The sequence below is a fragment of the Telluria sp. AIW5 genome (genome assembly GCF_056680575.1).
In genome coordinates this window covers 3,712,880-3,734,666 of the sequence record NZ_CM155289.1, presented here as the reverse complement: position 1 = coordinate 3,734,666, position 21,787 = coordinate 3,712,880, and the positions used below count along the sequence as shown (strand labels likewise).

At 65.1% G+C, this 21,787-nt stretch carries 24 protein-coding genes; 18 read left to right on the top strand and 6 right to left on the bottom strand.

Features of this window, described 5'->3' with window-relative positions:
* Positions 1 to 53: 53 nt before the first annotated feature.
* Complete coding sequence (locus AC1MEM_RS16550) at positions 54 to 1,301, top strand: MFS transporter (protein WP_499472267.1); 1,248 nt, start codon at positions 54 to 56, stop codon at positions 1,299 to 1,301.
* Positions 1,298 to 1,921, top strand: a complete 624-nt coding sequence (locus AC1MEM_RS16545; RefSeq protein ID WP_499472265.1) for a helix-turn-helix transcriptional regulator — start codon at positions 1,298 to 1,300, stop codon at positions 1,919 to 1,921. The genes AC1MEM_RS16550 and AC1MEM_RS16545 overlap by 4 nt, the downstream gene beginning before the upstream one ends.
* Before the next feature lie 94 nt (positions 1,922 to 2,015).
* Here AC1MEM_RS16545 and AC1MEM_RS16540 read toward each other — a convergent pair whose 3' ends face one another.
* Positions 2,016 to 3,716, bottom strand: coding sequence for an MFS transporter (locus tag AC1MEM_RS16540; protein WP_499472263.1), 1,701 nt, complete (start codon positions 3,714 to 3,716; stop codon positions 2,016 to 2,018).
* Between the two features lie 290 nt (positions 3,717 to 4,006).
* On the opposite strand from AC1MEM_RS16540, the gene AC1MEM_RS16535 reads away from it, so the two are divergent.
* From AC1MEM_RS16535 to AC1MEM_RS16520, 4 genes are read left to right on the top strand one after another with little or no spacing between them, the layout of a single operon-like run.
* Positions 4,007 to 5,185 carry an acetyl-CoA C-acyltransferase gene (locus AC1MEM_RS16535; protein WP_499472261.1) on the top strand — a complete coding sequence of 393 codons (1,179 nt, stop codon included), beginning with the start codon at positions 4,007 to 4,009 and terminating at the stop codon, positions 5,183 to 5,185.
* 55 nt (positions 5,186 to 5,240) lie between these two features.
* A complete protein-coding gene (locus AC1MEM_RS16530) occupies positions 5,241 to 5,543 on the top strand; it encodes a Dabb family protein (RefSeq protein WP_499472259.1) in 303 nt (100 codons plus the stop codon).
* A 36-nt stretch (positions 5,544 to 5,579) separates the two neighbouring features.
* On the top strand, positions 5,580 to 6,362 hold the full coding sequence (locus AC1MEM_RS16525) for an SDR family oxidoreductase (RefSeq protein WP_499472257.1): 783 nt from the start codon (positions 5,580 to 5,582) through the stop codon (positions 6,360 to 6,362).
* 10 nt (positions 6,363 to 6,372) lie between these two features.
* Positions 6,373 to 7,269, top strand: a complete 897-nt coding sequence (locus AC1MEM_RS16520) for an SDR family oxidoreductase (RefSeq protein WP_499472255.1) — start codon at positions 6,373 to 6,375, stop codon at positions 7,267 to 7,269.
* A 324-nt stretch (positions 7,270 to 7,593) separates the two neighbouring features.
* Here AC1MEM_RS16520 and AC1MEM_RS16515 read toward each other — a convergent pair whose 3' ends face one another.
* Genes AC1MEM_RS16515 through ygfZ form a run of 3 tightly spaced genes read right to left on the bottom strand, consistent with a single transcriptional unit; the run spans position 7,594 to position 9,675 of the window.
* Complete coding sequence (locus tag AC1MEM_RS16515; RefSeq protein WP_499472253.1) at positions 7,594 to 8,337, bottom strand: NRDE family protein; 744 nt, start codon at positions 8,335 to 8,337, stop codon at positions 7,594 to 7,596.
* Positions 8,328 to 8,612, bottom strand: coding sequence for a DUF4936 family protein (locus tag AC1MEM_RS16510; protein WP_499472251.1), 285 nt, complete (start codon positions 8,610 to 8,612; stop codon positions 8,328 to 8,330). Before AC1MEM_RS16510 ends, AC1MEM_RS16515 begins: the two co-directional genes overlap by 10 nt.
* Position 8,613: 1 nt before the next feature.
* On the bottom strand, positions 8,614 to 9,675 hold the full coding sequence (gene ygfZ / locus AC1MEM_RS16505; protein ID WP_499472249.1) for a CAF17-like 4Fe-4S cluster assembly/insertion protein YgfZ: 1,062 nt from the start codon (positions 9,673 to 9,675) through the stop codon (positions 8,614 to 8,616).
* A gap of 97 nt (positions 9,676 to 9,772) precedes the next feature.
* Between ygfZ and mltG the strand changes: the two genes are divergently transcribed.
* The 11 genes from mltG (at position 9,773) to lpxO (ending at position 17,937) form a co-directional block, all read left to right on the top strand.
* Complete coding sequence (mltG, locus tag AC1MEM_RS16500) at positions 9,773 to 10,774, top strand: endolytic transglycosylase MltG (RefSeq protein ID WP_499472247.1); 1,002 nt, start codon at positions 9,773 to 9,775, stop codon at positions 10,772 to 10,774.
* Complete coding sequence (gene tmk, locus AC1MEM_RS16495; protein WP_499472245.1) at positions 10,771 to 11,385, top strand: dTMP kinase; 615 nt, start codon at positions 10,771 to 10,773, stop codon at positions 11,383 to 11,385. Before mltG ends, tmk begins: the two co-directional genes overlap by 4 nt.
* Entirely contained in the window at positions 11,385 to 12,419 is a 1,035-nt protein-coding gene (locus tag AC1MEM_RS16490) for a DNA polymerase III subunit delta' (protein ID WP_499477668.1), read from the top strand. The genes tmk and AC1MEM_RS16490 overlap by 1 nt, the downstream gene beginning before the upstream one ends.
* A gap of 21 nt (positions 12,420 to 12,440) precedes the next feature.
* Positions 12,441 to 12,818 carry a PilZ domain-containing protein gene (locus AC1MEM_RS16485; protein ID WP_499472243.1) on the top strand — a complete coding sequence of 126 codons (378 nt, stop codon included), beginning with the start codon at positions 12,441 to 12,443 and terminating at the stop codon, positions 12,816 to 12,818.
* A gap of 31 nt (positions 12,819 to 12,849) precedes the next feature.
* The gene (locus AC1MEM_RS16480; RefSeq protein ID WP_499472241.1) at positions 12,850 to 13,371 is read left to right on the top strand and encodes a GNAT family N-acetyltransferase; all 522 of its coding nucleotides are present in this window, start codon (positions 12,850 to 12,852) and stop codon (positions 13,369 to 13,371) included.
* A gap of 209 nt (positions 13,372 to 13,580) precedes the next feature.
* Positions 13,581 to 14,363 carry a TatD family hydrolase gene (locus tag AC1MEM_RS16475; protein WP_499472239.1) on the top strand — a complete coding sequence of 261 codons (783 nt, stop codon included), beginning with the start codon at positions 13,581 to 13,583 and terminating at the stop codon, positions 14,361 to 14,363.
* Between the two features lies 1 nt (position 14,364).
* Complete coding sequence (locus tag AC1MEM_RS16470; protein ID WP_499472238.1) at positions 14,365 to 15,051, top strand: ankyrin repeat domain-containing protein; 687 nt, start codon at positions 14,365 to 14,367, stop codon at positions 15,049 to 15,051.
* A 144-nt stretch (positions 15,052 to 15,195) separates the two neighbouring features.
* Positions 15,196 to 16,128, top strand: a complete 933-nt coding sequence (locus AC1MEM_RS16465; RefSeq protein WP_499472236.1) for a class I SAM-dependent methyltransferase — start codon at positions 15,196 to 15,198, stop codon at positions 16,126 to 16,128.
* Positions 16,129 to 16,303: 175 nt separating this feature from the next.
* Positions 16,304 to 16,504: a hypothetical protein gene (locus AC1MEM_RS16460; protein ID WP_499472234.1), complete on the top strand. Its 201-nt coding sequence runs from the start codon at positions 16,304 to 16,306 to the stop codon at positions 16,502 to 16,504.
* Positions 16,505 to 16,625: 121 nt separating this feature from the next.
* Positions 16,626 to 16,850 (top strand): DUF6139 family protein, encoded by a 225-nt coding sequence (locus tag AC1MEM_RS16455; RefSeq protein ID WP_499472232.1) that lies wholly within the window; start codon positions 16,626 to 16,628, stop codon positions 16,848 to 16,850.
* A gap of 187 nt (positions 16,851 to 17,037) precedes the next feature.
* Entirely contained in the window at positions 17,038 to 17,937 is a 900-nt protein-coding gene (gene lpxO / locus AC1MEM_RS16450) for a lipid A hydroxylase LpxO (RefSeq protein WP_499472230.1), read from the top strand.
* Positions 17,938 to 17,994: 57 nt separating this feature from the next.
* Here lpxO and AC1MEM_RS16445 read toward each other — a convergent pair whose 3' ends face one another.
* The gene (locus AC1MEM_RS16445) at positions 17,995 to 18,432 is read right to left on the bottom strand and encodes a universal stress protein (protein WP_499472228.1); all 438 of its coding nucleotides are present in this window, start codon (positions 18,430 to 18,432) and stop codon (positions 17,995 to 17,997) included.
* A gap of 424 nt (positions 18,433 to 18,856) precedes the next feature.
* Positions 18,857 to 19,849, bottom strand: a complete 993-nt coding sequence (locus AC1MEM_RS16440) for a site-specific integrase (RefSeq protein WP_499472226.1) — start codon at positions 19,847 to 19,849, stop codon at positions 18,857 to 18,859.
* Positions 19,850 to 20,165: 316 nt separating this feature from the next.
* Here AC1MEM_RS16440 and AC1MEM_RS16435 point away from each other — a divergent pair, with 316 nt between their 5' ends.
* Complete coding sequence (locus tag AC1MEM_RS16435; RefSeq protein ID WP_499472224.1) at positions 20,166 to 21,347, top strand: NADH:flavin oxidoreductase/NADH oxidase; 1,182 nt, start codon at positions 20,166 to 20,168, stop codon at positions 21,345 to 21,347.
* The last annotated feature ends 440 nt before the right edge of the window (positions 21,348 to 21,787 follow it).

Here is a 21,787-nt window from a genome sequence, read left to right as displayed (position 1 = left end):
AATAAATAAACAATGTCGTTTACTTATTGCCGAGCCGGAGGCAGAATGGCCGCATGAGCTCCCATGGCCCGTCGACGAAACATGCCCTGCTGATCGCCAGCGCCTGCCTGCTCGGGCTGCTGTCGACGACCGGCGCCTCGCTGCCCTATCCCATCCTCGCTCCGCTGTTCGGAAACGATACCGGCAGCGCGCTGACTTCCTTCTTCGGGCTGCCGCCGAGACTCCTGCTGGGGGTCGCGCTGATGGTCAATCCGCTCGGCCTGTTGATCGGCAGCGCGGTGCTCGGCGCCATATCGGACCGCTTCGGGCGGCGGCGTATCCTGCTGTCCACCGCCGTCGGCTGTGCGCTCGGCCATGCGCTCACCGCCGTGGCCCTCGTCATGCAGTCCTATCCGCTGTTCCTGCTGGCGCGCTTCGCGACCGGCCTGCTTGAAGGAAATGGAGCGATCATGCGGGCCATGCTGGCGGAAAGGCTCACGGGCGGCTTGCGCAACCACGCACTGTCCTGGCTGAACGGCGCTTTCCACCTGGGCTGGCTGGTCGGCCCGCTGCTGGCGGGCTTCACCGTGGGCTTCTCGATCACCTTGCCGTTCGCCAGCGCCGCCGGCGCCTTGCTGCTCGGCGCGGCCCTGGCTGCGATAGCGCTGGAGCGCACGGCCGTGGCCCCGCCACCTGGCGAGCCCTGGTGGTCGGTGGCGCGCGAACGGCATGCCTTGACCCTGCTGCGCCACAGGCCGCTGCGCATGCTCTTCAGCGTCCACTTCGCCTACGCCTGCGGGGTTGCCGCCTTCTACGAGTTCTTCCCGCTGTGGCTGGTCGATGTCGGGCGCTACGAGGTAGGCCAGATCGCCTTCGTCAACATGGGCATGTGCGCACTGATGACCTTTGCCGCGCTGTTCGCCGGCCGCGCCAGCGCCCGCGACCCACGCCGCCGTGCGAGCGGCCAGGCCGGCCTGGCCGCGCTCGCCATCCTCGCGGTCGGGTTCGGCAACCTGGCGGTCGGTGTGGCGGCCATCGTGCTGTTCGGATTGCCGCACGCCTACTACAACGCGACCGTGCAGGGCTGGGCCGCCGACCAGTTCGCCGGCTATGGGCAGGGCGCCGTGATGGGCCTGCTGTCGACGACCTTTTGCCTGGCCAACATCGTGATGGCGCTGGTCGGTGGCCTGCTGGCGCTGGTCGATACCCGCAGCGTGCTGGTGGCCGGCGGCGCGATGGCGGTGTGGGCCGCCCTGGCGATGCGCAACTGGAGCGCACGCGCCATCGAGCGGCCCGCAGGCGCCGCGGTGGAGCTGCGATGAAGACCCATGACCAGATCCTGATGCTGCTCAAGACCCGTGGCCCGCAAACGGCCCAGGCGCTGGCCGGGCTGGTCGGATTGACGGCCATGGGCGTGCGCCGCCAGCTGGAAGCCGCGGTTGACGATGGACTGGTACGCTTCCTGGACAGCCCCGGCAAGGTCGGGCGGCCAGTGCGGCGCTGGATGCTGACCGACAGCGGTCATGCGCGCTATCCGGACCGGCATGCGGAGCTGACGCTCGACCTGATCCAGGGCGTGCGCACACTGTTTGGCGATACCGGTCTCGAAAAGCTCATCGCCATGCGCGAGGATGCCAGCGAGCGCGCCTACCGCGAGCGCATCGACAGCAAGGCCCCGCTCGACGACCGGGTGGCGGCCCTGGCCGCGGCGCGGTCCTTCGAGGGCTATATGGCCGATTCCGAGCCGCGGATCGATGGCAGCGTACTCCTGCACGAGAACCATTGCCCGATCTGCACTGCGGCCCAGGCCTGCCAGCAGTTCTGCCGCTCAGAACTCGAGGTATTCCGCCGCGTGCTCGGCCCGGGCACGGTCGTGGTACGCATCGAGCACCAGCTCGAGGGGGCGCGGCGCTGTACCTATCTGGTGAGCGAAGCCGGATAGGGCGGCAAGAGGGAAAACGAACGCGCGCCCGCCAGGCGGCGAAAAAAAATGCCGCTGTCTCCAGCGGCATTTTCAGTTTCCGGCAGGCTGGGGCTCAGTCGGCGGCGTAGATATTGTTGTCCTTGGTTTCGCGAACGAAGATCGCGCCGATCACGACGGTGACGAGGGCGATGATGATCGGGTACCACAGGCCATAGTAGATGTTGCCCTTGGCCGCCACGAGGGCGAACGAGATGGTCGGCAGCAGGCCGCCGAACCAGCCGTTACCGATGTGGTAAGGCAGGGACATCGAGCTGTAGCGGATGCGGGTCGGGAACATCTCGACCAGCATGGCCGCGATCGGGCCATAGACCATGGTCACGTACAGGACCAGGATGAACAGCATCAGCACCAGCATCGGCTTGTTGATCCGGGCGGCATCGGCCTTCTCGGGGTAGCCCGCCGTTTTCAGGCTGCCGGCCACTTCCTTCTTCAGCGCCGTCTCACGTGCCTTGCTGTCGGCGTCGAAGTTCAGGCCGTCCGGGGTCATGGCGGCGTTGAACGACTGGATCACCTTGTCGCCCACCTTGATTTGCGCGACCGAGCCGGCCGGCGCGTCGACGGTGGTGTAGTTCACCGAGGCGTTGGTCAGCATGCGCGTGGCGATGTCGCAGGAGGCCGGGAATTTCTTGGTGCCGGTCGGGTCGACCTGGAAGTTGCAGGTGGCCGGGTCGGCGACGACGGTGACCGGCGCCGTGGCGATGGCCTGCTCGAGGGCCGGGTTGCCGTAGTGGGTGATGGCCTTGAAGATCGGGAAGTAGGTGGCCGCGGCGATGACGCAGCCGCCGAGGATGATCCACTTGCGGCCGATCTTGTCCGACAGCGAGCCGAAGAAGATGAAGAACGGGGTGGCCAGGGCCAGTGCGACGGCCATCAGGATGTTCGCGGTCGCGCCGTCGATCTTCAGCGTTTGCGTCAGGAAGAACAGGGCGTAGAACTGGCCGGTGTACCAGACCACGGCCTGGCCCATCGTCAGGCCGACCAGGGCCAGGATGACGATCTTGGCGTTCTTCCAGTTCAGGAAGGCTTCCGACAGCGGCGCCTTCGAGGTCTTGCCTTCGGCCTTCATCTTGGCGAAGGCCGGCGACTCGTTCATCGACAGGCGGATCCAGACGGACACGCCCAGCAGCAGGACCGAGACCAGGAAGGGGATGCGCCAGCCCCATGCCGTAAACGCATCTTCGCCCATCGCGCTGCGGGTGCCGAGGATGACCAGCAGCGACAGGAACAGGCCGGCCGTGGCGGTGGTCTGGATCCAGGCGGTGAAGGCGCCGCGCTTGCCTTCAGGGGCGTGCTCGGCGACATAGGTGGCCGCGCCGCCGTATTCGCCGCCCAGGGCCAGGCCCTGCAGGATGCGCAGCGAGACGAGGATGATCGGCGCCGCGACCCCGATCGAGGCGTAGCCTGGCAGCAGGCCGACGATGAAGGTCGAGCCGCCCATGATCAGGATGGTGACCAGGAAGGTGTATTTGCGGCCGATCATGTCGCCGAGGCGGCCGAAGACCAGGGCGCCGAACGGACGGACGATGAAGCCGGCCGCGAAGGTGAGCAGCGCGAAAATGAACGAGGTAGTGGGGTCACCGAGGAAGAACTGCTTGCCGATGATGGCGGCAAGCGAACCGTAGAGGTAGAAGTCGTACCATTCGAAAACGGTACCGAGGGAAGAAGCAAAGATCACCTTGCGTTCTTCCTTCGTCATCCCCGAGGAGGAAGGCACTGCCTTGCCGCCCGCGGTCATGCCGGGTGTGATAGCCATTTGTTGTCTCCGTATAATATTTTAAAACGTCGGATAGCCGAAGCTGGGTCGGAGTGTGGACCGTTAAACTTACGTCATGCTTGCTCCAAACTTACCCGAAACTTACGGTTCATTGATGCGTTCGGTGGCGGCAAGCGGCGTGGACTTCGCTCTCATTAGTTGGACTGCATGACCGGCCGAAAAGATCCGGAACAAGGTGTTGAGGCCGGTCAGAGAATTTGCGAACGGTCGTACTTAATTGTGCTATTCTCATTTGGTCCAACATCAAAAACCATACCAGGGAGACCAGCATGCAAGACGCAGTGATCGTATCGACCGCCCGTACGGGCCTTGCCAAGTCGTGGAAGGGCGCTTTCAACATGACCCATGGCGCCACGCTCGGCGGCCACGTGCTGGCCGCGGCCATCGAACGCGCCGGCATTGCGCCCGGCGAAGTCGAGGACGTGATCATGGGCTGCGCCAATCCGGAAGGCGCAACCGGCGCCAACATCGCGCGCCAAGTGGCGCTGCGCGCCGGCTGCCCGACGACGGTGCCGGGCATGACGGTCAACCGCTTCTGTTCCTCTGGCCTGCAGACGATCGCGCTGGCGGCCCAGCGCATCATCGCGGGCGAGGGCGAGATCTTCGCCGCCGGCGGCGTCGAGTCGATCTCCTGCGTGCAGCAGGAAATGAACACCCACATGCTGCAGGACCCCTGGCTGCGTGCCAACAAGCCGGAAATCTACGGGCCGATGCTGCAGACGGCCGAAACGGTCGCCAGGCGCTACGGCATTCCGAAGGAGCGCCAGGATGCCTATGGCGTGCAGAGCCAGCAGCGCGCCGCCGCCGCCCAGGCCGCCGGCCGTTTCGACGCCGAGATCGTGCCGATGACGACCGTCATGGGCGTGGCCGACAAGGCCTCGGGACGCCTCTTGACGCGCGAAGTGACGATTTCCGCCGACGAGGGCATCCGCGCCGACACCACCATTGAAGCCGTCTCGAAAATCCGCACCGCGCTGCCGGGCGGCGTGATCACGGCCGGCAATGCCAGCCAGTTTTCGGACGGCGCCTCGGTCTCGATCCTGATGAGCCGCGGCATGGCCGAATCGAAGGGACTGCAGCCGCTGGGCGTCTTCCGCGGCTTCGCGGTGGCCGGTTGCGAGCCGGACGAGATGGGCATCGGTCCCGTGTTCGCGGTGCCGAAATTGCTGCGGAAGGCCGGCCTGACCGTCGCCGACATCGGCCTGTGGGAACTGAACGAGGCCTTTGCCGTGCAGGTGCTGTATTGCGCCGACAAGCTCGGCATCCCGATGGACGGCCTGAACGTGAACGGCGGTGCGATTGCGGTCGGCCATCCGTATGGCGTGTCCGGTGCGCGCCTGGTCGGCCACGCGCTGATCGAAGGCAAGCGCCGCGGCGTGAAATATGTCGTGGTCACGATGTGCATCGGCGGCGGGCAGGGTGCCGCGGGCCTGTTCGAGGTACTGTAACGGCGCCTGTGATTCGTAAAACCTTACAAACTTATTGCTGAGAGTCGAGAAAGATATGATCAAACACATCGTCATGTGGAAGCTGAAGGACGAAGCCGAGGGCGCCGATCGCCTCGCCAATGCACGCGAGATGAAGCGCCGCCTCGACGCCTGCGCCGGCATTGTCCCCGGCATCCTGAAATTCGAGGTCACGCTGGCCCAGCCGGGCCTGGAAGCGACCTATGACGTCGTGCTGTACTCGGAATTCGAGGACAAGGCGGCGCTCGACGCCTATGCCGTGCACCCGACGCACAAGGCGCTGGTGCCCTTCATCGGCGCCATCCGCGAAGGGCGCCAGTGCATGGACTACGAAGTGTAAGCAGCAAACCCCACCATAAAATATAACGGAGACAGCATGCGCAAACCCCAGGAACTTTTTTCGTTGCAAGGCAAAACCGCGCTGGTGACCGGCGGCTCGCGCGGGCTCGGCCTGCAGATGGCCGAGGCGCTCGGCGAGCAGGGCGCACGGATCGTGATTTCGGCGCGCAAGCAGGAGGAACTCGACGAAGCCGTCGCCCACCTGGCCGCGCGCGGCATCGAGGCGTCCGCCGTCGCGGTCGACCTGCAGGACGAAGCGAACGTGCGGCCCTTCGTCGAGGAAGCGCTGCGCCGGCTCGGCCAGATCGATATCCTCGTCAACAATGCCGGCGCCAGCTGGGGCGCCCCGGCCGAAGACCTCCCTTTGGAAGCCTGGGACAAGGTGATGAACCTGAACGTGCGCAGCATTTTCCTGGTGTCGCAGGCAGTCGCCAAGCTGTCGATGATTCCTCGCCGTTACGGCAAGATCATCAACATCTCCTCGATCGCCGGACTGAAAGGCAATGCGCCGGGCACGATGAGCACGATCGCCTATAACACCTCGAAGGGCGCCGTGGTCAATTTCACCCGCGCACTGGCGGGCGAATGGGGCCGCCACGGCATCACCGTGAACTCGATTGCGCCGGGCTTCTTCCCGTCTAAAATGACCAAGGGCGTGCTGGCCTCGATCGGCGTCGACAAGCTGGTCCAGGGTTCGCCGCTGGGACGCCTGGGCGACGACGAAGACCTGAAGGGCGCGGTGGTGCTGTTCGCTTCCGACGCGAGCAAGCACATCACGGGCCAGATCCTGGCCGTCGACGGCGGCGTGTCCGCCGTCTGAGGAGAGTCGCATGAAACATTTCAAGGGCAAGGTCGCCGTCATCACGGGCGCCGGCAGCGGGCTCGGTCGCGAATTCGCCCTCACGGCGGGCGGCCTCGGCATGAAGCTGGTGCTGGCCGACGTCCAGGCCGACGCGCTCGAGCGCACCACCGACGAATTGCTGGACCAGGGCGCGGAAGTGCTGGCGATGGTCTGCGACGTCAGCAAGGGCGCGCACGTGCAGGAGCTCGCCGACGCGGCGATCGCGCGCTTCCACGGCATCCACCTGGTGTTCAACAACGCCGGCGTCGGTTCGGGCGGCCTGGTCTGGGAAAACACGGAAGCCGACTGGGAATGGGTGCTCGGCGTGAACCTGTGGGGCGTGATCCACGGCGTGCGTGTCTTCACGCAGGCGATGCTCGAGTGCGCGAAACGCGACCCCGACTTCGAAGGCCACATCGTCAACACGGCCTCGATGGCCGGTTTGCTGAACGCGCCGGCGATGGGGGTCTACAACGTCTCCAAGCACGCGGTGGTATCGCTGTCGGAAACCCTGTACCACGACCTGCAGCTGGTGAATGCCCCGATCGGCGCCTCGGTGCTGTGTCCGTATTTCGTGCCTACGGGGATCCATCAATCGCACCGCAACCGGCCCGAAGACCTGAAGCCCGAGGTGGGGCCGACGGCCAGCCAGCTGGCGTCGCAGGCGCTGACGACCAAGGCGGTCGAATCGGGCAAGGTGTCGGCAAGCGACGTGTCGCGCATCACCTTCGAGGCGATTCGCGAGGGACAGTTCTATATCTATTCGCACCCGCAGGCGCTCGGCGGGGTGCAGGAGCGGATGGAAGCGATCGTGCAGGGCAGGAATCCGCCCGATCCGTACGCGGCGACGCCGCACCTGCGCGAGATGCTGCGTTCGAAGCTTTGACCTTGCAGGGTGGGCACTTCACTTGTGCCCACGCGGCATGGCACCGTCGATCATTCGTGCCGCGTTTCGATTGCACGGCCCTGCCAAACGCGTGGGCATGCCCACCCTACGGTGCGCTACGGCCGGGGGTTTCCCGAGGCGAATCGATGACGGCTGCGTCACACTGCGTTCGCGGCCGACAAGAATCCGCGGCGGCGGTGCACCGTAGGGTGGGCATGCCCACGCGTCACGCAACCGTCGAGCGACCCCAGTGGATCAGGCGGCCGCAGCAGGGATCATGCGTTTCGATTCTCATCCGTACCATGCCGCGTGGGCATGCCCACCCTACGGCTGCACGACCCGCTCGTGCAACTCGGCGGGCGCATTCTCGTACAGCTTCACCACCGTCGAGGTTCGCGTCCCATACCCCGGCGTCTCGATGCACACCGCCGACAGCACCCGCTCGAGATCCAGCGGCACGCCCGTTTCCGGCAAGCGCATGTCCGGCGCGCGCGTGGTGTCGGCCAGCATCTCGAAATAGGCATCCTCGGGCGCGCCCTGGCAGAGCAGGCTCGCGAATTGCGCCTTGGTACGCGTCACTTTCGGCCACGGGGCGTCGAGCAAGCCGTTCGACACGCCATAAATCCGGCCCGGTTCGAGCGGCTGGCCGTTGCGCGGGTCGTCGCCGGCGCGGTTCGAATACCAGTACAGGCTCTCGCGGTCGCCGAGCACCAGGTTGAAGCCGTTGTAGACATCCCCGCGCGCGGCAATGACCTCGAGATACTCGGCGGCCGTGAACGAACCCTTCAGGAAGTCCGCCACCAGTTCGCCACGCGAGGGCGCATTCGCGCGGCCTTCGCCGGGCGCGCGGATATTCGTCAGCGCGGCGAATTTCGGGCCGTTCGGCCCTTCGCGCGTGATGCCCATCCAGCTGCCGCCGTGTTCGAGGTCGCGCCCGGCGATCAGGTTCGGGTGTTCCGGCCACGGCGCCGCGGGGGCGGCCGGGCGGTCATAGAATTCGTCGCGGTTGGCAACGGCGATCACCGGCACGCCGGGAATCACGCGCCAGGCAAATACGATCAGGCACATGGTGGAAACTCCGTGAAAACTTCGACGCGGCGCGGACCTTCCACCAGGCCCGCGAGCCCGGCCTCGCTTGCCGCTTTTTCCAGCTCGGCGGCAAAGCTCTTCGGCACGTCGGGATAGACTTCCATCCAGGTCTGCACGCCGTTCGTGCTTTCGGGACGGCGCAGCAGGCGCGCGGCCCCGGGCTGGATCACCCGGGACTGCAGCGCACAGACCAGCGGCGCCAGGCGGTCGGCGTGCTCGTCGCGCACCTTGTAATACACGTAGAGGTCGATCATGCTAGAGGTCGAGCGCGTCCAGCGCATACGGCATCGTCAGGAAACGCAGGGGCGCGCCGGCGGCGGAGCCGAGGTGCACGTCTTCCTCCAGCGCGGCCAGCTTCATCTCGACCAGCAGGTCGGCGCCGCCTTCTCCATTCGGCGCGGCGTTGACCACCATGCCGCAGGGCTGGTCGGGGTCAGCCATGGAGAAGACTTCGTCGCCCGCACGCGCGGCCGCGTTGTCGACGCTGGCCAGCGCCGTGCGCCGTTTCAATTTGCCGAGATACTGGCTGCGGGCGACGATTTCCTGGCCCGGATAGCAGCCTTTCTTGAAATTCACACCGCCGAGCAATTCGAAGTTGATCATTTGCGGAACGAACTGTTCCTGGGTGGCAAGCGTGACCTGCGGCACCCCGGCGTGGATGGCGGCCAGCTGCCAGGCGGCGTTGCCGCCCAGCGCCAGTTCCGCAGCCAGCGCCGGCAGCGCTACCTCCGCGGATTGCGGGGAGCCCAGCCACAGATAACGCGGCGCCCCGAACGCGTCGCCGAGGCGAATCACGGTGCCGCGTTCTCCGCTCACCAATCCATACGGTGCGCCCGGCAATTCCAGGCCCTGCGCGCGCAGGGCGGCTTCGCCCTTCGCACCGCCGATGCCGATCACCGCCGCCACCGATTCTTCGTCGGTCGCATCGCGCAGTTTGGCTTTCGAGCGCATCACGAACATCGACAGGCGCTTTTGCAGCGGCGCCTGTATGGCGCGCGGCAATTGCAGCCAGACGGTGCCTGCGCTGTCGCGCCACATCAGGAAAGTGGCTTGCAGGCGGCCCTTCGGCGTGCAGAATCCCGCCAGGCGCGCCTCGCCCGTCCCGAGGTGCTCGACGTCGTTCGTCAGCTGGTTGTGCAGGAAGCGCGCGGCGTCCTCGCCGGCGACGGCGATCAGGCCGAGGTCGGTGACGGGCGCGACGAAACCGGCGGCCAGGTCGGCGGCGGTGAGGGTGCGGCCGAAGTCTTCGACCTGCGTGGCTTCATCCATATGGAAGCGGGCGTCCAGCGACGCCAGATATTCTGTCCAGTTGCTCATAAATCCAATATGCTTCGCGGTTTAGGCTTTATCATTACGGCCTCATTATAGAGTTGTCGAGCATTTCGCGCCGGAGACGGCGTAAACCCCAAATCAAATGGCATTTATAAAAAAAACTATCGTTACCGCGGTGATCGTTTCCATCGTCGCCGTCGGCGGCTTCAGCTGGTGGTCGAAGCAGCCGCTGACCTCGGCCGAGCCGCCCATCGAATTCACGATCACCCCGGGTAGCGGGGTCGGCGCGGCCGCCCAGCAGATGGTCAAGGCGGGCGTACCCGTCAATCCGACGCTGTTCCAGATCCTGGCGCGCGTCACCGGACACAGCGGGCGCATCAAGGCCGGCAGCTATGAGCTGAAACCGAACACCTCGCCGCGGCGCCTGCTGAGCCAGCTCGTGCGCGGCGAATTCGCCCAGGAAGCGGTCACCATCATCGAAGGCTGGACCTTCCGCCAGATGCGCGACGCGATCGCCGCCACCAAGACCTTGCGCCACGAAACGGCGACGCTGACCGACGCCGAACTGATGGCCAAGGTGTCGACCGAATACAAGCAGCCTGAAGGCCTGTTCTTCCCGGACACGTATTTGTTCGCGAAAGGAGCAAGCGACTTGCAGATCTACAAGCAGGCGCACCAGATGCTGCTGAGCCGCCTGAACGCCGCCTGGGAAAAACGCGCGGAAAACCTGCCGTATAAAACGCCCTACGAAGCGCTGATCATGGCCTCGATCGTCGAGAAGGAAACCGGCCAGAAGAGCGAGCGCTCGATGATTGCCGGCGTCTTCGTCAACCGCTTGCGTACCGGCATGATGCTGCAGACGGACCCGAGCGTGATCTACGGCATGGGCGCGCGCTACGAGGGCAAGATCGCCAAGAAAGACTTGCTGACCGACACGCCGTACAACACCTATACCCGCTATGGCCTGCCGCCGACGCCGATTTCGCTGCCGGGCGTGCAATCGCTCAGCGCCGCACTGGCGCCGGCGAAGACCGAAGCGCTGTATTTCGTTTCGCGCAACGACGGCACCAGCCATTTTTCGAACGACTTGAACGAGCACAACCGCGCGGTGAACCAGTACCAGCGCGGCGCGGCCAAGCCATGACCGCTCGCGGAAAGTTCCTCACCGTCGAAGGCATCGACGGCGCCGGCAAGTCGACCCATATCGGCTTTGTCACGGATTTCCTCGAGTCACGCGGCAAGACCGTCGTGACCTCGCGCGAGCCAGGCGGCACGCCCTTGGGCGAGAAGCTGCGCGAGCTGCTCTTGCACGAAAAGATGCATCTGGAAACCGAAGCCCTGCTGATGTTCGCCAGCCGCCGCGAGCACATGGCGCAGGTGATCGAACCGGCCCTGGATGCCGGTTCCTGGGTGTTGTCCGACCGGTTTACGGATGCCAGCTTCGCCTACCAGAGCGGCGGGCGCGGCATGGACCGCACTAAAATGGAAGCGCTCGAAGCCTGGGTCCATCCGCAACTGCAGCCGGACATGACCCTGTTGTTCGACGTGCCCCTGGAAGTGGCGCGCGAGCGGCTGGATGCGACGCGCACCCTCGACAAGTTCGAGCGCGAGCAGGGCGAATTCTTCGCCCGCTGCCGCGCGGAATACCTGCGCCGGGCAGCGCAGTTCCCGGGCCGCTTCGTCGTCATCGATTCGACGCGCAGCATCGCGGAGACGCAGGTGAAGATCAGTGAGGCGCTGGAGAGACTGTTGTGATGATCTTCCCTTGGCAGCAAACCGCCTGGACCCAGCTCCAGGCCATGCGCGGGCGCCTGCCGCACGCAATCCTCTTCCACGGCCCGGCCGGCATCGGCAAGGCCGGCTTCATCGAAGCCTTTGCCCAGTCGCTGCTGTGCGAAAACGTCCAGCCCGACGGCCAGGCCTGCGGCAGCTGCGCCTCCTGCGGCTGGTTCGTCCAGCACAACCACCCGGACTATCGCCGGGTGCGCCCGGAAGCGCTGGAAGACGAGCCCTCGTCCGAAGGCGACGGGGTAGAGGGCAGCGAGGGCGAGAAGAAATCGAAGTCGGCCAAGGCGCCCTCGAAAGAGATCAAGATCGAGCAGATCCGCAACCTGTCCGACTTCATGAACATCTCGACCCACCGCCAGGGCTTGCGCGTGGTCGTGCTGTATCCGGCCGAGGCGCTCAACATGCCGGCCTCGAATGCACTGCTGAAAACGCTGGAAGAGCCGCCGCCGGGCACCGTGTTCCTGCTCGCCTCGAACGGGCTGGACCGCCTGCTGCCGACGATCCTGTCGCGTTGCCGCAAGTTCGCGCTGCCGATGCCGGACCATGCCGCGGCGCTGGCCTGGCTCAAGGAGCAGGGCGTGCCGGACGCCGACAGCTGGCTGCGCGAGGAGGGCGGGGCGCCGCTCGCCGCTTTGGCCCGCTCCGCCAGCGGCAGCCGCGAGGAACTCGACGCACTGCTCGGCTTCCTGGCCCGGCCCAATGTCGAGTCGGCCTTGCGCCAGGCCGATAAACTGAGCAAGACGCCTTTGGGATCGCTGGTCTCCTGGCAGCAGCGCTGGCTGTACGACCTGCTCTCGAGCAAGCTGTCCGGTAGCGTGCGCTACTATCCGCGCTACCAGAAGGAACTTGCAGCCTTGGCCGGCAACGTGCACACTGCGAACCTGTTACGTGCAATCAAGTCCGCGAACGAACGCCGCGCCGTGGCCGACCATCCGCTGTCGGCGAAGCTGTTTATCGAGGACATGTTGCTGGACTATACAGCGTGCTGCACCAAGGTTTGAACTGAGCCTGAAAGGACCGACATGACCGGCAATACCACCGACCCGAACGCACCACTCGTGCCGCGGCCGTCGGTCCTGTCGCTTGCTATCAAGGAAAAGGCGGCCCTGTACGCCGCCTACATGCCTTTCCTGAAAAACGGCGGCATGTTCGTGCCGACCAATAAAGCGTACAAAATGGGCGACGAGGTCTACCTGATCCTGTCGTTGATGGACGACGTTAACAAATACCCGATCGCGGGCAAGGTCGCCTGGATCACGCCGGCCGGCGCCAACAACAGCAAGGCGCAAGGCATCGGCGTGCACTTTCCGCCCGACGAAACCGGCCAGCGCGCCAAGGCCCGCATCGAAGAAATCCTGGGCGCGGCGCTGCGCTCGTCGCGCGCCACGCATACCCTGTAAGCTCTCTTTTTTAGCTCATTTTTCCGCTCCAATGCCGTCCTACGTCCACCGTCTTGCCCGCCGCGATGATTTACCTGTCATCGTCGACATCTATAACTCCACCATCGCCTCGCGTGAAGTCACCGCCGACACCGAACCCGTGAGCGTCGCCTCGCGCGAAGCCTGGTTCAACGAGCACACGCCCGAGCGGCGGCCGCTGTGGGTCATCCACGATGCGAACGATGTGTCCGACGATCCGACGGTCATCGGCTGGATGTCGTATTCGAACTTCTATGGGCGGCCGGCGTACTCGGGCACGGCGGAATTGTCGATCTACATCGCCGAGGAATGGCGCGGGCGCGGGCTCGGACGGTATTGCCTGGAGCAGGCGATTGCGTTTGCGCCGAAGATCAAGGTGCATACCTTGCTCGGGTTTATTTTTGGGCACAACGTGCCGAGCCTGGCCTTGTTCCGCAAGTTCGGGTTCGAGACCTGGGCGAATTTCCCGCGGGTGGCGAACCTGGATGGGATCGAGCGCGATTTGATTATCCTGGGCAAGCGCGTCGTCGATTGATCGGGCGTTGGAACGCGTGGACTCAGGAGTCCACCCTACGGTTCCCAGCTGATTTGACCTCGGTGGATGAGCGCGCCAGGCGGTATACGTAGGGTGGACTCCCGAGTCCACGCGTCGTAGCACAGCCGTCAGTCGTCGAGGGCCCCGTCCATCCCGGATCGACATCGCCGCGCGTGACGCGACTTGCCGGCACCCCGTACAATATCGGGATGTACATCGATTCCCACTGCCACATCAATTTCCCCGAGCTCGCCGCCCGGATGCCCGAAGTCCTCGCCAAAATGGCCGAGAACCGCGTCACCCACGCCCTGTGCGTCTCGGTCGACCTGCCGGACTTTCCCTCGGTGCTCGCCCTGGCCGAGCAATATCCGCACATTTACGCCTCGGTCGGCGTGCATCCGGATTATGAAGACACGCCGGAACCAACGGTCGAGCAGCTGGTCGAACTGGCTCAGCATCCGAAGATCATCGCGATCGGCGAGACCGGCCTCGATTATTACCGCCTCGAGGGCGACCTCGAATGGCAGCGCGAGCGCTTCCGCACCCATATCCGCGCCTCGCGCGCAACGCGCAAGCCGCTGATCATCCATACCCGTTCCGCCAGCGCCGACACGATCCGCATCATGAAGGAAGAGGGCGCTGGCACGCAGGACGGTGGCGTGGGCGGCGTGATGCATTGCTTTACCGAGTCGCTCGAGGTGGCGCAAGCCGCCATCGAGATGGGTTTCTATATCTCGTTTTCCGGCATCGTGACGTTCAAGAGCGCGAAAGACCTGCAGGCGGTGGCGCGCGCGGTGCCGCTCGATCGCATCCTGATCGAAACCGATTCGCCCTACCTGGCGCCCGTGCCTTTCCGCGGCAAGATGAACGAGCCCGGCTATGTGGCCCACGTGGCGGAGTACATCGCCACCCTGAAGGAGGTGCCGCTGCGCGAAGTGGCGGACCGTACGACCGGGAGTTTCTTCAACCTGTTCCAGCACGCAAAGGCCTGACATGCATCCACCGCGCCGCCTCGTCCTCAAAAGCCTCGTCCTCGGCCTCGGCCTGGCTTGCGGCCTGTCCGTGGCGGCACCGTCGGCTCCCGCAGCGCCCGACGAAGCCGCACTGACGAAATTCTTCCGGGCGGTGCAGCTGGACGATGCAAAAACGGTGAATGCCATGCTGGGGAGCGTCGTGAATGCCAACCAGCCCAATCCCATCGGCGGCGACACCGGCCTGGTGCTGGCGCTGCGCGAAGATGCGATGGAAGTGTTCAAAGCCTTCCTCGCCCATCCCGGCACCAACCTGGAAGCCAGGGCGGCCAACGGCAATACGGCCCTGATGATGGCCGCCTTCAAGCGCAACCGTCCGGCGGTCGAGGCCTTGCTCGCCAAGGGGGCGAAAGTCAACCAGCCGGGCTGGACGGCTTTGCACTACGCCGCGGCGGCCGGCGACGACGAGATCGTGCGCCTCCTCCTCTCGCGTGGGGCCAGGGTGGATGCGGTGTCCCCGCCAAGCAGCGGCGGCTACACGCCGATGATGATGGCCGCGCGCGAAGGCCACGACGACACCGCCCTGGTCCTGATCGCCCATGGCGCCGACCGCATGCGCAAGAATACCGAGGGCCTGACCGCCGTCCAGCTCGCCGAGCGCGCCGGCAAGACGCGCGTGGCCGACGCCCTGAAGCGCGGCGGCCGCTGAGCGCCGGCGTGCAGGGCGTCGCCCGAACTGGCGGGTAATCCCGTCTTTCCTCTTTGCATCGATCGCCTGCCCGGCGTCGGATAATCTCGTCATCGAAACGATTATTGCGACACGGAAACGCCGCGTCGCCAAAGGGGATCTTCCATGCTGAACGAACGCGAAATCGAAAGCTGCTACCTCGGGCAATTCATCCCGGTCCATTATCACCACAACATGCTGATGGACCAGAACCGCATGAATGCCTTCCAGGCCGCGATTTGCCACGCCGTGCGCCCCGGCATGAAAGTGCTGGAGCTCGGCGGCGGTACGGGAGTGCTCTCGTATTTCGCGGCCCAGCAGGCCGACAAGGTGTACTGCGTGGAATTCAATCCGGACCTGGTGCTCGAAGCGCGCCGCTTCCTGGCGCTGAACCCGAACGGCCACAAGGTCGAGGTGATCCACGCCGATGCCTTCGACTACCTGCCGCCGGAGCCGGTCGACGTCGTGATCTGCGAAATGATCCACGTCGCCATGCTGCGCGAAAAGCAGGTGGCCGTGATCGAAGCCTTCAAGCAGCGCTACCTCGCACGGTTCGGCGGCCCGCTGCCGATCTTCATGCCGGAGGCGGTCGTGATGGCCGTGCAGCCCTTGCAGCAGGACTATGGCTTCCACGGTTACTACGCGCCGATCGTCCAGTTCCAGGACACGAGCGTCGCCTATCCCGGCACGGTCGAGCTGGCCCAGCCCGCGGTGTACAGCGTGCTCGACTTCGCCGAACCGGTCGACAGCCTGATCGCCTGGCGCGGCAGCTTCGCGGTAGAGCAGGACGGCTCGCTCAATGCCCTGCGTTTCGTCACCAAGAACGTGCTGTCCATCGTGCAGGAGCGGGGCACGACGATCGACTGGCTGAATCATTACCTGACGCTGCCGCTGGCCAAAGCCCTCGACGTGATCGCGGGCGACGTGGTCGAGGTGGCTTTCCAGTACCGGGCCGGGGCATCGATCCCGAGCCTGCAGGCATCGATCCGGGCGACCCTGGCCGGCGACGCAGCGGACGTTGTGGCGCCGGTCGCGCTGCGCGCCGTCGAGTTCGCATAAGCCACGCCTTGCGCGCAGCCGCCCCGGCTGACGCCCCGGAACCAGCCTCGCCCCGAGGCTGGTTCGTCGCCGTTTTCTGCAGGTCGGCCGCGCCAGGCTGCCATTCGTCGCATTCGGCGCGCGCAGGCGCCCGGCACGCCCTACACTCGCTCCACACCTTCACCTGGAGCGCACGATGTTCGGTTTCCTGCTGTGGCTGCTACTTCTGTTCTTCTGCTGGCCGCTCGCGCTGCTGGCCCTGGTGCTGTATCCGGTCGTCTGGCTGCTCCTGCTGCCGCTGAGGCTGCTGGGGATCGGCGTCGACGCCGTGTTCAGCCTGCTGCGCGCGGTGCTGCTGCTGCCGGCGCGCGTGCTCGGCCTGTCTCCGGGAAGATAAGTTCCTGCACGGCCTGGTCCGGTAGAGTGTGGGGCAATTAACAGACGCCCCGTTGCCGATCGCCTACTGTGGAGTCCTACGCTTTCATCCGAAAGCGCGCTTTCATTGTAAGGAAACGATTATGCGCCTGGACATCTACCGCAGAGCCGAAAGCGACGGCAAGTTCTCCTACTTGGCCGTGCCGGAAACTCGCAACATCCCTGAAGAAGCAACCAATACCGATTGGGAAGTGGAGGCCCGCGCCTTCGAGATCGACGATAACGCCGATCAGTTGCCCGACTATGCGATCGACAACCTGAGTGGCCAGCTCGCCGAAAAGGGCTACGCCATGACGGCGCTCCATTAATTCCGCAGTCTCGACAGCCGCCGCACAGCGCTGTTTGCTGTCGACGAATCACCTTGGCGTGCACGCTTCGGCATGCACGCGACAAGCGATGCCGGTTTCACCGGGCCTCCGACGGGCGCCCGGTGGATATGCTATTCTTGCGCCCTGTTTAAATTGATGCCGGTCGCACAAGCCGGATGGGGGCAAGATGAAGTGGGCGTTGGTCGGGTTTTATTTCCTCGCAGTTCTTCATATCCACTTCCGCGGCAGGGTACGCCTGCCGTTTGGACGGCAGCTGTTCGACCATTCGTCGTTCATGGCGCCCATCAATGTCTTCATGCACCTGTTCTCGAAGGTGCCGAGCACGCCATACATTCCCGTGCGCGATTTTGCCGAACTGGCGCCGCTGCAGGCGAACTGGCAAATCATCCGCGCCGAAGCGGAAAACATGCTGGCGCTGAAAAAGATCAAGGCAGCCGAGCAGAATGACGACGCCGGCTTCAATTCCTTCTTCAAGACTGGCTGGAAGCGCTTTTACCTGAAGTGGTACGACGCCAGCCACCCGTCGGCGCAGCGCCTGTGCCCGCAAACCTACGCCATGCTGCAGGCTATCCCGACGGTGAAAGCGGCCATGTTCGCCGAACTGCCGCCCGGCGCCAAGCTCAACCCGCACCGCGACCCGTTCGCCGGCTCGATGCGCTACCACCTGGGCCTGGCCACGCCGAACGACGACCGCTGCTTCATCGAAGTCGACGGCGAGCGCCACAGCTGGCGCGACGGCGAGGGCGTGATCTTCGACGAAACCTATATCCACTGGGCGATCAACGGCAGCGACAGCGACCGCATCATCCTGTTCTGCGACGTCGAGCGCCCGATGCGTTACCGCTGGATGGCGGCGATCAACCGCTGGCTGGGCCGCACGATGATGACGGCCGCCAGCTCGCCCAACGAAACCGGCGACCAGACCGGCCTGGTGAGCAAGCTGTTCAAGATTTCGCACGTGATGGGCCAGTACCGCCGCCGCTACAAGGCCTGGAACAAGACGGCCTACAAGGCGACCAAGGTGGCCCTGATCGTCGGCCTGGCGGCCTTCATCTACTGGATTTGAGTTCCATCCGGCACGCCGCACGGCCTGCCGGATAGCGCCGTACGGCGCGCGGCATTCCTACCGGTACACCAGCACCGGAATGCTGCTGTGTACCAGCACTTTCTGCGTTTGGCTTCCCAGCAGCATCCCCGCCACCCCATGACGGCCGTGCGAGGCCATCACGATCAGGTCGCACTGGCGTTCGCGCGCGCTGCGGATGATCGCTTCGTAGGGCTGGTCGGAGCGCGGCAGCAGCGTCGCGCAGGGCACGCCCACGGCGTTTGCCGCATTCGTCACCGTCGACAGGATTCTGGCGCCGCGCTGTTCGCTGCTGGCCAAGTACTCGTCCTCGGTCGCTTCAAGCAGCTCGGCGTCGGCGGTGAAGGTGCGGAAGTCCGGCAGGACCGTGACGCCGACCACCGATGCGCCGACTTCCTTCGCAAAGCTCACCCCGGCGAGTACGGCACGCTCGGACAGTTCGGACCCGTCGGTGGGCAACAGAATCTGCTTGTACATGATCACTCCTTGAATTGTCCGGCCTTCGCGCCTTACAAAATCCACGTGGCGGCCTTGCACCGCTTAGTCTGCGTTTCGCGGCCTGGCGCCGGTTGATCTGCGTCAAACGGGTACTCCACGGCCTGCCCTGGCCGATGTCGCGCTGCCAGGCCCGGCAGCCCGGAATGTTTGCTCTGCACTCCGCCGCTGGGGCGCTGCGGCCAGGACCTGGCGTGCGTTTCGTGCGCCGCGCAGCGACGCCGCCCGATGGAAAATCGGGCGCCCGGCAAGGGACGCATTGCTGGTAAACATCGGGGTCGGGCTGCGGTGCCGGTCTGAGTGTATACCACGCCGGGCCGGGTGCAAGGCACTTGGACGAACAGCCATTCACGTAGCGCGTCGACAGCTGCCGACACCCGCGGTGATTCGGAAACGACGAACAGTTTCAGCTCAGCGGATCGGGTTTCACGCGGGTGAGATTGTAGTCGGCGGCGGAACGTTCGAGCGCCAGGCCGAGCGCGTCCTTGAGCTCGTCGGGGCTTGTGCCACTGTCGAGCTGGCGCCTGGCGAAGGTATTGCGCAAGGTGCGCCCGCCGGAGCGCGCCAGGTCCATTCCGGCACGTTCGAAAGTCGCCCGCATCTGCACGTAGACGGTTTTCCTCGTCATCCTGGCGCCGGTCAGGTTGGCCGGGAAGACGAACTGGCCCGGGATCGCCATCGCTTCCCGCTCCTGCAGCCATGGCAGCAGCTCATCGGCACCTTCGCGGGGGAGGGTGACCGTATGTTCGTGGCTGGTGTCGTGCTTCTCGTCGGGGGTGATCGTCAGCTCGATCGATCCGTCGAGCGCGACCTGGCGCCCGACTTCCGCAATGAGCAAGCCGACCGCTTCGGACACCCGCAGCCCGGCCAGCGCGATGACGACCTGCATGGCCCGGTCGCGCCGGCGTTTCCAGCCATCGAAAGGGGTGTTGCGCCGGCGCCGTGGTGCGTCCGCGGGCAGCGCCGCGAAGAAGCGCTCCAGCTGCTCCTCGGACAGCACCCGCCCGGCCTCGTCTTTCGTCATGTGGGCGCGGTCGATGCCGAGGATGGCGCCTTGCGCCGGATTGGGCCTTACTTCAAGGTGCTCGTAGCAGCGCTCCAGCAGGCGCAGGTAACGGTAGGCGATCTTGCTGTTCAGGACGCGCTTGCCGTTCACCGTGCGCTCGATGAAGCGTGCCAGGTCGGCCTGCGTTACCGTTGAAAAGCTGAGTCCTTGCTCGAGCATCCAGCCCGCCACGTTCGCGAACATGAAAACATAGATCTTTGCCGATTCGGCGGACAAGACCCTGAGGGTACCGTCGGCGCGCAGGCGCCGGCCGGTCTCGGCGAAGGCCGTGGTGGACACGAGTTCCTTGAATGCCCGGATCGGGTCGGCATCCCACGAAGTCAGGGTGTGCATGGCAGGGCGCATCGAATTGGGAAGCTGCACCTTATCATAAGAAGGTAACTAACCGACGCACGCCCAACACCTGGACGATAAATTAAACGGTAACAACTCCGGACACATGGCGACATTCGAACAAGGCCTCCAGGAAAAGGGCGCGACCAGCTTCCCGGCCCCGTTCTGGCCGACCCTGTATGGGCACCTGGCAAAAAAGACTGAGGTCCGGGCCGCAGGACGGCTGGCGCTGAAGCGCTGTGGATGGCACGAACCGGGAGCTTATGCACCCGGTTCCTGTCTAAATTAGCTTCCCGTTTTCAGCCGGAGACAAGCAATGAACCCGGATAATACCCAACCCACGGGGCCGGCCGCCCAGGCATCCCAGCCGAGCCCACACGGCGCGATGGCCGGCGCCGCCCACGACCAGGAAGTGCCGGAAGTCGACCTGCTCAGCCCGCTAACCCTGCGCAGCCTGACCCTGCGCAACCGCATCGCCATGGCGCCGATGTGCCAGTACTCGGCCGAGGAAGGCATGGCCAACGACTGGCACCTGGTGCACCTGGGCAGCCGTGCGGTGGGCGGAACCGGGCTCGTGATCGTCGAGGCGACCGGCGTCACCCGGGACGGCCGCATTACCCCGGGCGACCTGGGCATCTGGAGCGACGACCACATCGAACCCCTGGCGCGCATCGCCCGTTTCGTGGACAGCCAGGGCGCCATTGCGGGCATCCAGCTGGCGCACGCCGGACGCAAGGCGAGCACGGCCGCGCCCTGGACGGGCGGCGCGACCCTGAAAACGCTTGAAGAGGGCGGTTGGCCGGTGGTGGCGCCGAGTTCGATCCCGTTCCATCCGGGCGATCCGGCGCCCGTCGCGCTCGACGAAGCCGGCATCGACGGCATCGTCGACGCCTTCGAGGCGGCCGCGCGGCGCGCCCTGGCAGCCGGATTCAAGGTGCTGGAAATCCGCGCCGCGCACGGCTACCTGCTGCACCAGTTCCTGTCGCCGCACAGTAACCAGCGCGATGACGGGTACGGCGGCAGCCTGGAAAACCGGATGCGTCTCGTGCTGCGCGTGGCCGAACGGGTGCGCGCCGCGGTTCCCGCCGAGCGGCCGCTGTTCGTGCGCATTTCCGCCACCGACTGGGCCGCCGGCGGCTGGGACATCGAGCAGTCGGTGGAACTGGCGCGGCGCCTCAAGGGCCTGGGCGTCGACCTGATCGACGTGTCGACCGGCGGCAATCTCCCGACCGCGCGCATTCCCGTGGCCAAGCGTTACCAGGTGCCGTGCAGCCGCCGCATCCGCGACGACGCCGACATCCTTACCGCCGCCGTCGGACTGATCACGGATGCGAAGGAGGCCGACGACATCGTCACCGGCGGCGACGCCGACCTGGTGCTGGTGGGGCGCGAACTGCTGCGCGAACCGTACTGGGCGCTGAAAGCCCAGCATGCGTTCGAGGAAGAGCCGAGCTGGCCGGTGCAGTATGGATATGCGGTGAAGCGGCGGGCGAAATAAGTGAGGATCTGTCGATTTCATCGTGGCAGAGCGCGGAGCTCGTGAGGAATTGCAACATACGCACCTCGGCACCGAACTACGCATAATCTATATTATGTCAAATACGCTTTCCATCGAGCCGGTCGATCCTACCCCTGCCGTCGTAGTCGACCGTTCGGCGAAGTAAATGTAGTCGACCGACAGAATGGTCCCACTCGTAGCGACAGCATGTTGTGATTCCTTGCACGCACGGAAAAAAATTCGACTTACTCACATCATTCTGTCGCGAGCTCGGGGGCGGCTACGCAATTCTCACGCTATTCTGTCGCTACCCAAACCTTCCTCTTATGTCGAAACAACCCGAATTCGAACACACTCACATGGTTCTGTCGCTTCTTCCTGGGCCTTGGGACGTGGGCTGACGACATATTCACATTATTCTGTCGCTTCCAGAACACTCA